The organism is Mycobacterium sp. D16R24 (assembly GCF_002013385.1).
Lineage (GTDB): Bacteria > Actinomycetota > Actinomycetes > Mycobacteriales > Mycobacteriaceae > Mycobacterium.
In genome coordinates this window covers 59,133-72,278 of record NZ_MAEV01000022.1, presented here as the reverse complement: position 1 = coordinate 72,278, position 13,146 = coordinate 59,133, and the positions used below count along the sequence as shown (strand labels likewise).

At 63.8% G+C, this 13,146-nt stretch carries 13 protein-coding genes and 1 pseudogene; all 14 read right to left on the bottom strand.

Going from position 1 to position 13,146, the window contains the following annotated elements; genetic code table 11:
- Nucleotides 1–222 precede the first annotated feature (222 nt).
- Nucleotides 223–567 (bottom strand): histone-like nucleoid-structuring protein Lsr2, encoded by a 345-nt coding sequence (lsr2, locus tag B4383_RS19210; protein ID WP_078292586.1) that lies wholly within the window; start codon nt 565–567, stop codon nt 223–225.
- A gap of 161 nt (nt 568–728) precedes the next feature.
- Nucleotides 729–2,231 carry a lysine--tRNA ligase gene (gene lysS, locus B4383_RS19205; RefSeq protein WP_078292585.1) on the bottom strand — a complete coding sequence of 501 codons (1,503 nt, stop codon included), beginning with the start codon at nt 2,229–2,231 and terminating at the stop codon, nt 729–731.
- 65 nt (nt 2,232–2,296) lie between these two features.
- The gene (locus tag B4383_RS19200) at nt 2,297–3,112 is read right to left on the bottom strand and encodes a type III pantothenate kinase (protein WP_078292584.1); all 816 of its coding nucleotides are present in this window, start codon (nt 3,110–3,112) and stop codon (nt 2,297–2,299) included.
- Between the two features lie 2 nt (nt 3,113–3,114).
- Nucleotides 3,115–3,537 carry an aspartate 1-decarboxylase gene (gene panD / locus B4383_RS19195; RefSeq protein WP_078292639.1) on the bottom strand — a complete coding sequence of 141 codons (423 nt, stop codon included), beginning with the start codon at nt 3,535–3,537 and terminating at the stop codon, nt 3,115–3,117.
- 72 nt (nt 3,538–3,609) lie between these two features.
- Nucleotides 3,610–4,485: pseudogene (gene panC / locus B4383_RS19190) on the bottom strand (pantoate--beta-alanine ligase); the annotation flags it as partial.
- Between the two features lie 9 nt (nt 4,486–4,494).
- A complete protein-coding gene (locus B4383_RS19185; RefSeq protein WP_078292582.1) occupies nt 4,495–5,448 on the bottom strand; it encodes a DUF2520 domain-containing protein in 954 nt (317 codons plus the stop codon).
- 154 nt (nt 5,449–5,602) lie between these two features.
- Nucleotides 5,603–7,096 carry a DUF6779 domain-containing protein gene (locus tag B4383_RS19180; protein WP_139360888.1) on the bottom strand — a complete coding sequence of 498 codons (1,494 nt, stop codon included), beginning with the start codon at nt 7,094–7,096 and terminating at the stop codon, nt 5,603–5,605.
- A 70-nt stretch (nt 7,097–7,166) separates the two neighbouring features.
- Nucleotides 7,167–7,634, bottom strand: coding sequence for a DUF3180 domain-containing protein (locus B4383_RS19175; protein WP_078292581.1), 468 nt, complete (start codon nt 7,632–7,634; stop codon nt 7,167–7,169).
- Nucleotides 7,634–8,170, bottom strand: coding sequence for a 2-amino-4-hydroxy-6-hydroxymethyldihydropteridine diphosphokinase (gene folK, locus B4383_RS19170; RefSeq protein WP_078292580.1), 537 nt, complete (start codon nt 8,168–8,170; stop codon nt 7,634–7,636). Before folK ends, B4383_RS19175 begins: the two co-directional genes overlap by 1 nt.
- Complete coding sequence (gene folB, locus B4383_RS19165) at nt 8,167–8,553, bottom strand: dihydroneopterin aldolase (protein WP_078292579.1); 387 nt, start codon at nt 8,551–8,553, stop codon at nt 8,167–8,169. Before folB ends, folK begins: the two co-directional genes overlap by 4 nt.
- On the bottom strand, nt 8,550–9,578 hold the full coding sequence (gene folP / locus B4383_RS19160; protein ID WP_078292578.1) for a dihydropteroate synthase: 1,029 nt from the start codon (nt 9,576–9,578) through the stop codon (nt 8,550–8,552). Before folP ends, folB begins: the two co-directional genes overlap by 4 nt.
- Nucleotides 9,579–9,585: 7 nt before the next feature.
- Nucleotides 9,586–10,200 carry a GTP cyclohydrolase I FolE gene (folE, locus tag B4383_RS19155; protein WP_078292577.1) on the bottom strand — a complete coding sequence of 205 codons (615 nt, stop codon included), beginning with the start codon at nt 10,198–10,200 and terminating at the stop codon, nt 9,586–9,588.
- A gap of 1 nt (nt 10,201) precedes the next feature.
- The gene (ftsH, locus tag B4383_RS19150) at nt 10,202–12,493 is read right to left on the bottom strand and encodes an ATP-dependent zinc metalloprotease FtsH (RefSeq protein WP_078292576.1); all 2,292 of its coding nucleotides are present in this window, start codon (nt 12,491–12,493) and stop codon (nt 10,202–10,204) included.
- A 173-nt stretch (nt 12,494–12,666) separates the two neighbouring features.
- Nucleotides 12,667–13,092, bottom strand: a complete 426-nt coding sequence (locus B4383_RS19145) for a hypothetical protein (RefSeq protein ID WP_078292637.1) — start codon at nt 13,090–13,092, stop codon at nt 12,667–12,669.
- Between the last annotated feature and the right edge of the window lie 54 nt (nt 13,093–13,146).

The following is a 13,146-nucleotide window of genomic DNA, read 5'->3' as shown; positions in this document are numbered from 1 at the left end:
GTCAGCCGTAATCGGTGCGTTGCTCGCATACCAGGAGACGTCCCTGAAGGCACTCAGAGGAACCCGCGGAACCCGGAGGAACCGTCCCCAAATATACGAATCACCGCACCCGGCGGTGCTTGTTAGGCAACCGAACAACGCCAGATGCGGTGAAAACGTTTCCGATTTTGCCCCGGCTTCGCCGTAAGCGAAATTCCCGGGGGACGTACCTGTCGGCAGTCTTTAGTTGGCCGCGTTGAACGCGTCAATGACTTCGGCGGGAATACGACCGCGTGAGGACACATTGTGCCCTTCCTTGCGTGCCCACTCCCGGATGGCTGCGCTCTGCTCACGATCGATGCTCGCGCGCCCGCGACCCGTCCCCGAGCTCCCCCGCCCACGACGACGACCGCTGACACGTCGAGCGTGCTCGACCCACGTAGAGAGCTGATTGCGCAGCTTCTCTGCATTCTTAGAAGAAAGGTCGATCTCATAAGTCACGCCGTCAATACCGAATTCAACGGTCTCATCGGCAGGCGCTTCGCCATCGACGTCGTCGACAAGCGTGACCGTAACCTTCTTAGCCATTCCCTTTGTCCTTCCAAAAGCAGAACCCCCGTGGGTCCGCCTCAAACATGCCACGGATTGCCGCAAAGTTCAACATACGCGCAAGGCTGCGCGTGTTCCGCTCGAGGCAAGCGATTCACTACACTCATAGTTGAAAAGTGAGACAAATTTGAACGTGTAGATCAAAGCGTCGGTCTGACAATCGGAAACAGGATCGTCTCGCGAATTCCCAGTCCGGTAAGCGCCATCAACAAGCGATCGATACCCATCCCAGTTCCGGCCGCGGGTGGCATCGCATGTTCCATCGCACCGAGGAAGTCCTCATCCAGGCTCATCGCCTCATCATCGCCGGCAGCAGCCAATCGTGCCTGATCAGCGAACCTTTCACGCTGGATCACGGGGTCAATCAACTCCGAGTATCCGGTCGCCAATTCAAAGCCACGAACATACAAGTCCCACTTCTCGGTGACACCCGCGATGCTCCGGTGCTGACGAGTCAGCGGGGATGTCTCAACTGGGAAATCCCTAACAAACGTCGGTGCGTACATTTTGTCGCCGACCTGGTGTTCCCAAAGTTCTTCGATGAGTTTTCCGTGACCGTAACCGCGGTCGGTGGGAATCTCTGCGCCCACCTGATCAGCGATCTTCCATAGCGTGGCAATCGGCGTATCGGGGGTGATCTCCTCACCAAGAGCTTCCGACAACGACGGATACATCTCCAACGTCGTCCACTCGCCGTCCAAGTCGTAGCTAGATCCGTCGGGCAACGTCACCTGCCTGGTGCCCATTGCGTCGTCCGCTACCTCCTGGATGAGCTCGCGGATCATTGTTGCAGCGGTGTCGTATGTGCCGTACGTCTCATATGTTTCCAACATCACGAATTCGGGAGAATGCGTCGAATCTGACCCTTCATTTCGGAAAACTCGGTTGAGCTCGAAAATCTTGTCGAAGCCGCCAACAAGAGCCCTTTTCAGGAAAAGTTCCGGTGCAATACGCAGATACAGGTCGATATCGAGCGCGTTGGAATGCGTAATGAACGGGCGGGCCGCAGCACCTCCGGCGAGGGTCTGCAAGATCGGCGTCTCCAACTCCAGGAATCCGCGACGGTGCAGCGCATCACGAATAGCGCGCATCACCGCGACCCGCTGCCGCGCAATCTTGCGCGCCTCCGGCCGCACGATGAGATCCACGTATCGCTGGCGCACTCTGGTCTCTTCGGACATCTCCTTGTGAGCAACGGGCAGCGGGCGCAGGGACTTGGAGGCCATCTGCCAGCCGTCCGCCAGGACACTCAGTTCGCCGCGCCGTGAGCTGATGACCTCGCCCTGCACGAACACGATGTCACCGAGGTCCACATCGGTCTTCCAGTCGGCGAGTGCCTGTTCGCCGACTCCGGCGAGACTGATCATCACCTGCAATGAGGTGCCGTCGCCCTCCTGCAGCGTCGCGAAACACAGCTTGCCGGTATTGCGGGAGAAAATGACGCGACCCGAAACACCCACCTGGTCACCCGTGCTGGTATCCGTCTCCAGATCCACGTAGGCATCGCGAATCTGCTTGAGGCTGTGGGTCCGCGGCACCTCTACCGGATACGGCTGGATGCCCTCGGCGAGCAGCTTCTCGCGCTTGGCCTGCCGAATGCGAAATTGTTCCGGCAAGCTGGTCTGCGCGTCAGGATCAGTCACGTCTCGGCAGCTTAGCGGTAGTGCCTCGCGCCGGAAGTGCGCTGCCGATTCTGACGTATGGATCTCTATTTGGCCGCGCGGGCCTTGCCGCGCTGGTCAGCCCGGTTGCGCTCGTACACCAGCCGCAGGCCGTCGAGAGTGAGATGTTCCTCGTAGCGGTCGACGGTATGCGTCTCGGGGAGGATCAGCGGGGCGGTGTGACCCGTGGCCACCACCGTGGCCCCGGCGCCACTGAAGCCGTCGATATCGCGACGCACCCGCTCCACCAGCCCGTCCACCAGCCCCGCGAATCCGAAAACCGCTCCCGATTGCATGCACTCGACCGTGTTCTTGCCCACGACAGAGCGCGGCCGGGTCAGCTCGACCCGGCGCAAGGCGGCGCTGCGGGCAGCGGCGGCATCGGAGGACACCTGCACACCCGGGGCAATGGCACCCCCCAAGAACTCCCCCTTGGCCGACACCACATCCACACAGATCGACGACCCGAAATCCACCACAATGCATGCCGAACCGAATCTATGATGCGCGGCAAGACAATTCACAATTCGGTCGGCGCCGACCTCTTTCGGGTTGTCCACAAGAAGCGGAAGGCCGGTGCGCACACCCGGCTCGATGAGGACCTGCGGAACGGCCGACCAGTACTGGTCGAACATGCCCCGCATTTCATGCAGCACAGATGGCACGGTGGACAGGGCCGCAACCCCGGTCAACGTCTCACTGTCGTCGCCGATCAGTCCGTCGATGGTGAGTGCCAGCTCGTCGGCGGTGATCTCGGTTTCCGTACGAATTCGCCAGTGCTGAACAACCTTGGCGTGCTCGCCGGTGCCCGAGACCAACCCGAGAACGGTGTGCGTGTTGCGTACGTCGATAGCCAGCAGCACGGCTACACCAAACCGCGCGGCGACACCAAGCCGAAGTCCTCGGGCACGTATGCCGGATCGCCGGAGTGCTCGCCCAGCTCAACCTGTTTGTTGTCTGAGTCAACAAAGACCACACGCGGAGTGAAGACGCGGGCTTCCGCATCGGTCATCACACCGTAGGCGATGATGATCACCAGATCTCCCGGGTGCACGAGATGTGCCGCGGCACCGTTGATCCCGATTACCCCGCTACCACGCGTACCAGTGATCGCGTAGGTCTCCAGCCGGGCACCGTTGTTGATGTCCACGATGGTGACCTGCTCACCCTCCAGCAGGTCCGCGGCCTCCATCAGATCGGGGTCGATGGTGACCGAGCCGACGTAGTGCAGATCGGCATGCGTCACGGTGGCGCGATGGATCTTTGATTTCATCATTGTCCGGAACATCATGTCCTCCAGTCAGTTTCGCCATGGTAATGCGTGATCAGGGTCGGCTGGTCCAGAGGAGCCGATTCCGCCGCCCAATTCCAAGGGAACATTGTCCAAAAGCCGGGTTGAGCCCAGCCGGGCCGCGACCAGCATGCGGCCGGGTCCTTGCGCGGGAGCCGGGCCGAGATCGGCACCGCGAATCTCCAGGTAGTCCACCTCGATGGTGGGCACCTCATCGAGTACCGCACGGGCCGCGTCCAGAGCCGATTCCGAACCACCTGCGGCCGAATAGATTCCGGCAAGTAGTGCCGCAGACAATGCACCCGCCTGCTCGCGCTGCTCGTGGCTCAGGTAGACATTCCGTGAGGACATCGCCAGTCCGTCCGCCTCACGGACAATCGGTATCGGGACGATGCGTGTCTTGAGGTTGAGATCGGCGACCATCTGCCTGATGAGCACCAGCTGCTGGTAATCCTTCTCACCTAAGTACGCCTGATCTGGAGCCACGATCTGCAGCAGCTTGAGAACCACCGTCAGCATTCCGGCAAAATGCGTCGGACGAGAGGCACCCTCAAGATCGGCACCAAGCGGTCCGGGCTGGACGATAGTGCGCTGACCGTTGGGATACATCGCCTCCGCGCTGGGAGCGAAGACCAGCTCGACACCCTCGTCGCGTAACTTCTCGACATCCGATTCCAGTGTGCGCGGGTAGGCATCGAGATCCTCGCCGGCACCAAACTGCAAGGGATTGACAAAGATCGACACAACGACCACAGCGCCCGGCACCTTCCGGGCGTGCCGAACCAGTGTCAGATGACCCTCGTGCAACGCACCCATGGTCGGCACCAACATGATCCGGCGTCCAGTATGCCGCAATGCCTTCGACACGTCGTACATCGTGTCGGGATCGTGGTGAACCGTGAGTTCTCCACTGACATAGCCCTTCGGCCCATACAAACTCGTCATCAAGCAGCCCTATCTAGTCCGGGGTTCCAGTGCGGCGAAAACCGATTGGGGTGCGTGCGCACGCTGCGCGGTACGGCGAGCATCGGCACGATACGCCTCGGCCAGCGCCGGATCAGTCTCGGCGAGCGCATCGAGATGGCGCTCGACAGCGGCGCCGTCGCCCCGCGCCACCGGGCCCGTCAGCGCGGCCTGCCCACGCTCCAGCGCGTTGGTAACGGCGGCGTGCACCAAAGGCGCCAGCATCCGTTCGGGCAGCCCCCCCGGCCCGTCACCAATTGTCTCCTGCCCCAACAGCTCCTGCCCCCAGAGTGCTGAACGCAGTGCCTCAACCGCATCCAGCACCAGCGTCACCACATGGTTGCTGCCGTGTGCCAGAGCCGCGTGATAGAGAGTGCGGGCGTCTTCGCGCACGCGCACCGGTTCGCCACCAATCTCCAGCACCAGCGCCGTACCGATGGCATATCCGGTCTCATCGGCGGCGGTAATTCCGAAGCAGGAGTTGGTAAGTCGTTCAATATCTTCATCGCCGCCAGCGAACGTCATGGCGGGATGGATGGCCAGCGGGATGCAACCGAGGGCAGTCAGCGGTTCCAGGATTGCGACGCCGTTGGCGCCCGAGGTGTGCACCACGATGGATCCGCGCCGTACCGAACCGGTGGCGGCAAGCCCCGAGACCAGCGGCGCCAGCTCGTGATCCGGCACCGCGAGGATCAACAGTTCGGCGCGTGGAGCGACCTCTTGGGCAGGCAGAATCTGACTTTCCGGAAGGTGCCGCTCAGCCCGCCGCCGCGAGGCATCGGATACCGCGCTGCATGCGACGACGAAATGGCCCGCCGCCTCCAGCGCGACACCCATGGCCGTGCCCACTCGGCCGGCGGAGATGATCCCGATGGCCAGACGCGCGGGCCGCAAGCCGTCGAATGGGCCATCGGCTTGGCTATCAGCATTGAAAGCCTCAGACATGGCGAACGAGACACCTCGCAGACTAGATACGTTCCAGTCCTGCCTGGCAGGTACCGGACGGTCATCAGCAGGCTAATCCCACCGCAGCGCTATCGGCAGGGGCCTAGGCCGTTAGATTGCTCACTTTCACGCACGATGACCACATCCGCTGAGGTCAGTCCTCGCGGCGCCTCCGGCGGCCGCCACCGGACTCCGATGACTCGGAGGGATCGCTTTGGAGACGCCCCAGCAGGTCGGCGACCGAGAAGCCGCCGGTTTCCTCGACACGACGCCGACCGCGGGTGTCGTCAGACTCCTCGGGTTCCGGAGCCCGACGCCGTCCGCCCTTCTCCTCGGGTTCTGGCGCGCGGTGGCCGCCCGCACTCTCTGGATAACTCGGCTGTTCAGGCGCCGGCGGAGGCGGTGGATGAGTCGGCTCCGGTGCCCAATGCCCGCCACCAGCGGTCTCAGGCGCGGCCGGCGCCTGGTGTCGTGACGGAGACCCCGAGTGACGCCCTGGGATTGGTTCCGCCTGGTACGGGGTAGGTGATGGTGCAGGTTCCTGGGCGGCCCAATTGCTTCCGGAGGTTCCGGGAGGTAGCCATTGACCTTCGGCGGGTGCCGGAGCCCAGGCACTCGTAGGTGGTGCCGGCGGAGCGTTCCAGTCTGGAACAGGCGCGTTCCACGCGGGTTGAGGGGCGGGCTGCTCCGGTGGGGCCATCGACTGAGGCGTTGGATCCCAGTCCTCACCGTCGGCCGCGGCATCCCAATCCTCTTGCCTGGCAGCCCAATACGGTGGCTGTACGGATTCCGCGGCGGCCGGGGCCGCTGGAACCACGGCTTCACGCTCCGGTATCGGGGGCTGGGCCACACGCGGTTCGGGCTGCGGACGCCAATGCGTCCCGGAGGACACCGGCTGCTGATACGGCTCGGGCTCGTGGGGTTGAGCGGACCCGTAGTACGGAGGTGCCGGATAGGGCGGTGTGGGAGGTGCCTCGTCCATGTCGACGTGATGCGGATCCTCGGCGACATCGATGATCGGGTATTCCGATGTCCGATTGTCTTCCTCGACCGCGGTGACGTCCTGATACTCCGCGGCGGGCGTGGGTTGCGGCTCGCGGACGGAAGGGGCGAACGCGGCTGCGGGTGCGCCCGCGTTCGGTGCGGGCACGGGCTCGGCACCAGGCCAGGGCCCCAGCGCCCGAATCGGGTCGTGTTCGATCGCGGGCCGATCACTCAGCTCGGTGTTGAAAAGGATCTCCAGATTGGTGCGCAGCGCGGCGAGCTCGGCGCGCAGCGTTGCGATCTCGTCGGCGGCCTGCGCCTCGATCTCCCCCGCCAACTGCTGACGCAATCTGCTTTCGACCGTCAATTCGTACTCGCGTCGCGCCGAAATCTCCCGGTCCAGCTGCAGGTCGTAGACGAGTTTCTGGTCACGCACCTTGGCCTGGTCGGTATCACTCTGCCGGCGGTAGGTCAGCGCGGCGAAAGAAGCGATGACGGCAGCCCATAGCGCCAGCAACAAACCGACGCGCAAATAGATGGCCTTATCGGTGAAAACCAGGGCAATCCCAGACCCGATCGCCAACACCAGCAACGCCGTCAGCAACGCCCACCCCGGGCGTCGGCTGCCACGCCGCGGCTTCGCCGCTCGGGTCGGAATGGTCATGGGGGTGACTGTACCCGGACAGTGCAGTGTGCTGGCCGACCTCGAATCGGCGATTCGACATGCGCGAGTGCTACCGGGCGGGAGTCGCGGGCGGCTCCGGCGGCGACTTACAGCAATGCTGAAGCCATAGCCCGGCGACCACGAGTGCCAGCGCACAACCGGTCGCAATCGTCACGCCCAGTGTGTCGGCCACCGCCGCGGCCAGCTGCGCTCGCCGCGGGAGGATGTAGACGAGCATCGACAGCCACCATCCGGTCATCAGCGTGCCAAGCCACGCCGACGCCTTCGCGACCACCACCGAACGCGCCACCAGAAGCGCCGGCAAACGCCCCGTGCCGACCCCGACCTCACCGTCGGTGACCTTGTTACGGATATAGAACGCCCAGCCACCCTCTGCGATCGCGAGAACCAGCAGTGAAACACCGGCAAGCAAAGGGATCGGCGGCAGGGACCCGTAGGACGCCGACACAAAGAAGAAGCCGAGGATCGCGGTGACAGCGCCCGCGATCAGCAGATCGCGGATCCGGGTGGGCCCCACTACGTCACCGGGCCGGTGAGAGTGTCGTCCACTCGTCGGACACCATCGCGTTCGGCCGGGGCCAGACCGGCGACCAGCTCGGCTACTGGGCAGAGCCGTCCCCCGACGGCCAGTACCGCCTCCGGTTCAAGGGCCAGCCACGGCACCAGCACAAAGGCACGCTGGTGCGCACGCGGATGCGGCAGCGTGAGTTCAGCGTCATCGGAAAGGACCTCGGCGCTAGCTGCGTCGAGGTCGATGCCGCGCCGGCAGCTGATCACGTCCACGTCGAGAGTCCGCGGACCCCAACGTTCGCCGCGCACTCGCTGGGCAGCCTGCTCCAGCCGCCGCACCACCGTGAGCCACTCGCGCGGTTCGTGGCCCTGCGCGATGACGATGGCGTTGAGAAAGTCCGACTGCGGAACCGGTCCCCACGGGGCGGTCTGGTACACCGGCGATATCCCCACCACGTCCACGCCCAGCGCGTCGACGACCGATTGCAGGTGCGTGAGCCTGTCACCAAGATTGGATCCGATGGACAGCACCGCGCGGGTCACTGCGAGGATCCCCCGTTCCTGGATCTCCGGGAACGGCGGGCCACCACCGCGACATCGCTGAACGTCAACGGAATCGGTGCGTCGGGCTTGTGGACCACCGCCTCGACGGCATGGACCCTGGAATCGGTCATCACGTCATCGGCGATCGCGCCCGCGACCGATTCGATAAGGTTGCGTGGCGGACCGGACACGATCGCGGCGGCACGCTGAGCCAGCTCTCCATAGTCGAGCGTGTCGGTCAGCTGATCCGTCGCTGCCGCGGTATCGAGGTCCAGCCAGACGGTGACATCCACCGAAAACTCCTGGCCGTCACGGCGCTCATGCTCGAAAACTCCGTGATAACCAAAGACTTTCAGGCCCCGCAGCTCGATGCGGTCGGTCATTTCTTGCCACCTTTGGTCCCGCGCTGCGCAACCTCGCGCCGCCACCTGCCACCCGCGGTCTTACTGGGCTCGGGTCGCACGGTCCGCACCGTCACCTCCATGGTCACCTCGTCCTGAGGGATATCGACGACAGGCTCGGGCTTCTGGTCCTGCGACTGCCCGTGGCTCTCTTCCTCATCCTCTTCGATGCTCTCGGCACCACCGGTCTCCCAGGCGCGCACCACCTTCAGCGCATCCATGGACGCCGTGACGTCATGGACGCGCACACCCCACACCTCATGCAGCGCCCCGAGTGCGGTAATAACGGCGGTTGCGGTTTCGCGCCCATCGGCCGGCCGTTCTACACCCTTGAGATCGGTGAGCAACGCACCCAGGAATCGCTTCCGGGAGGCACCGATGAGAATCGGGTAGCCCAGCTCCTGCAGGTCCGGAATCGATTGCAGCAGTAGCCAATTATGGTGTGCAGTCTTAGCGAAACCGAGACCCGGGTCGAGGATGAGCTTGTCCTGCGAGACCCCGGCCTTAAGCGCGACCTCCACCGACTCCATGAGCTCACGCGAGACATCAGTGACCACGTCGCCGTAGTTTTTGGCGGCCGGTGTATGTATGAAATTCTTTGAACGCCAATGCATCAGAATCCAGGGCAGACCCAGATCCGCCATCAGCGGAGCCATCTCCGGATCTGCCCGGCCACCCGAGACATCGTTGACCATGTTCGCGCCCGCCTCGACCGCGGCGGCCGCGACCTCCGCACGCATGGTGTCAACACTCACGTTGATCCCATGGCTGGCAAGCTCTTTGATCACCGGGATGACCCGTTGCATCTCGATTTTCTGCCTGATTGGTGTTGCGCCCGGTCGAGTCGACTGCCCACCGACATCGATGATGTCCGCACCGGCGGAGGCAAGAGCCAATCCGTGCGCCACCGCATCCGACTGCCTGATGAATTGCCCACCGTCAGAGAAGGAGTCGTCGGTTACATTAACGACTCCCAGGATGTGAGTCAGTGCGGGAGTATCCGTCACGTCCCGATCATGCCCTCATCATCAGGTCGAGAACCTCGGCCCGCGAGGCCGCGTCACGTTTGAACTGGCCTCGCACCGCGGAGGTGGTGGTCGTCGCCCCGGGCTTGCGCACGCCACGCATGGCCATGCACAAGTGCTCGGCCTCGACCACAACGATCACGGCGCGCGGCTCGAGCTTGCGCACCAACGCATCGGCGATCTGCGCCGTCAACCGCTCCTGCACCTGGGGCCGTTTCGCGTAGAGGTCAACCAGCCGAGCGATTTTCGAGAGTCCGGTCACCCGGCCGTGCTGGCCGGGAATGTATCCGACGTGTGCAACGCCGTGAAAAGACACCAGGTGATGTTCACAGGTCGAGTACATCGGTATCGATTTCACCAGCACCAACTCGTCGTGCTGTTCGTCGAAGGTGGTGTTCAGTACCGTGTCCGGATCGGTGTACAGACCGGCGAATATCTCCCGGTAGGCGCGCGCCACGCGGGCCGGGGTGTCCACCAGCCCATTTCGGTCCGGATCTTCACCAACGGCATAGAGCAGTTCACGGACCGCGGCCTCGGCACGTGCCTGGTCGAAGACGCGACCGGTCGGCTGGCCGTTGTACTCGGCCGTCTCGGGCGAGTTCATGTCAGCTCTTGCTCTCGCTGCCCTCATCCGGGGCCGGTGCAGACTGCTGATGTGGAGTGGGCACCGGATACGGGTAGGGCTGCTGGACATGCGGCGGGTACTGGGCGTGGCCCTGCGGCGGGTATCCCGGCGGGGGGTAGGGGGCCTGTCCCTGCGGCGGCCAGCCAGGCGCGTACCAGCCGGCAGGGGCGCCGTAGTTGGCACCGGGAGCCTGACCGGGGTGGGTTCCCGCCGGAACAGGTTGGCCACCTTGACCATTCGGCACGGGACCGTTCGGCACCGCCGGTGCCCCGTTTGCGGGCGCAGCCGCAGCCGCCTGCTCGGCGATGGCCTTCTTGAACGCGGGCTCCGGGACCGGGGGCGGCCAGGGTTCGCCACGTTCGATGGCCAGCTCACCCGGGGTCTTGATGGGTGGCTTGTCGGACGGAATCCGGCCCCCGAAGTCGTCGAACATCTTCAGTCGTGGACGCCGCTGGACATCCTTGAAGATCTCCTCGAGTTCTTTACGGACCACGGTCTCCTTCTCAAGCAGCTCACCGGCCAAGGTATCCAGCACATCTCGGTACTCGGTGAGAATGGCCCACGCCTCGGTGTGCGCGGCCTCGATGAGATTGCGCACCTCCTCATCGATTTCGCGAGCAACCTCGTGCGAGTAGTCGGGCTGCGTGCCCATGGTGCGCCCCAGGAACGGATCGCCATGTTCGGTGCCGTATCGCACGGCACCGAGCTTGGCGCTCATACCGAACTCGGTGACCATGGCACGGGCCTTCTTGGTCGCCTGCTCGATATCGGACACCGCGCCGGTGGTCGGCTCACGGAACACGAGTTCCTCAGCGGCGCGGCCACCCATGGCGAACACCAGCTGCGCGATCATCTCGGACCTGGTGGCCAGGCCCTTGTCGTCCTCGGGGACCGCGATGGCGTGACCGCCGGTGCGACCGCGCGCCAGGATGGTCACCTTGTACACCCGCTCGATGTCGGGCATCGCCCAGGCGGCCAGGGTGTGCCCGGCCTCGTGATAAGCGGTGATCTTCTTCTCGTGCTCACTGATGATGCGGCCCTTGCGGCGCGGACCGCCGACGACCCGGTCTACCGATTCCTCCAGCGCGGCGGCCGTGATGACGGTGCCGTTCTCACGCGCGGTGAGCAACGCGGCCTCGTTGATGACGTTGGCGAGATCGGCACCGGACATGCCCACTGTGCGCTTGGCCAGCCCGTCGAAGTCGACATCGGGACCGAACGGCTTGCCGGCCGAGTGGACCTTGAGCACGGCCTTGCGGCCGGCCAGATCGGGGCTCGACACCGGGATCTGCCGGTCGAAACGACCGGGGCGCAGCAGCGCCGGATCGAGAATGTCGGGACGGTTGGTGGCCGCGATGAGGATGACACCCTGCCGGTCGCCGAAACCATCCATCTCGACCAGCAGCTGGTTGAGGGTCTGCTCGCGCTCGTCGTGCCCACCACCCAGACCGGCGCCACGCTGGCGTCCAACGGCGTCAATCTCGTCGACGAAGATGATGCAAGGACTGTTCTGCTTGGCCTGTTCGAACAGGTCGCGCACACGTGAAGCGCCAACGCCCACAAACATTTCCACGAAATCCGAACCGGAGATGGTGAAGAACGGCACGCCGGCCTCACCGGCGACCGCGCGGGCCAGCAGCGTCTTACCGGTGCCAGGCGGACCGTAGAGCAGCACGCCGCGCGGGATTTTGGCGCCGAGCGCCTGATAGCGCGACGGATTCTGTAGGAAATCCTTGATCTCGTAGAGCTCTTCGACGGCCTCATCGACCCCGGCCACGTCGGCAAAGGTGGTTTTCGGCATGTCCTTGGACAACTGCTTGGCACGTGATTTACCGAAACCAAAGCCCATGCCACGACCGCCGGACTGCATGCGGCTGAACGCGAAGAACAGCACCACGAGCAGGATCACCGGCAACAGGTACAGCAGCAGCGATCCGAGGATGCTGCCCTGGTTTACCGTCGTGCTGACCGTCGCACCCTTGCCGTTCAGCTTTTCTAGCAGCGGCACTCCGTACCCCGTCGGGTACTTGGTGATGACCTTGTCCTTGCCTTCGGTATCGCCGTTTCCGGACTTGAGGTCCAGCCGCAGCTGCTGCTCGCGGTCGTCAATGCGGGCGCTCTTGACGTTGTCGGTGTCAATCTGCTTGATCGCGACCGTGGTGTCGACGGGTTTGTAGCCGCGGGTGTCGTCGCCGAAGTAGAAGAACGACCACCCCAGCAGCAGCACCACCACGATGACGCCCAGGGTGCGAAACACGTTTGTCCGGTTCATACAGCGTCGGCCGCGGTCAGCGGCCCGGTCCTTCCGTCGTCATGGGGCAGGCTAGAGGAATCCATATAGGTATCGATTAAGAACTCTCAGGCTACCTCACCTGCATGTTCGCATCTGTGGCGCGCACTACGCCCACGGAGAAAACGGAGGTAGCGCCCGGGCCTGTCGCGGGGCTAGGTGTTGAACAGGCTGATGTGCAGGTAGACCTCGTCAGGTGACCTGATGTCTTGGACGATGTCGCGATACACCCAGGGCTTTTCCACGTGGTCTTGAGCCTCCTTGACGTTCGTTGCAGTAGATAACGGAGGACCCGCGATGACCGTCATCGAGGACGGGTTCTTCACGGGGCGAAAAGGCACGGTGAACGTCGACTTCCGCAGAATCGTCGCCACATCCCGCTCGCTGACACGTAACGCGACGCGGTAGCAGGTGTCGATACCGTGATCCATCCGAACCTTGAGCACCTGCAATCCCGCAGGGATGTCGATCCGGCCAAAGGCTTCTGCCTCCTCGACGGGCACCTCGACGTCCGTCGGACCGAAATCAAGGGAACACCCAGCTAATAGAGCGCATAACACCAGACCCACCCAAGCGCGCATGATTCCCCTTTGATGACCGCCAACTGCCTGCTCAGCCCTCCAGACAGTGATCTT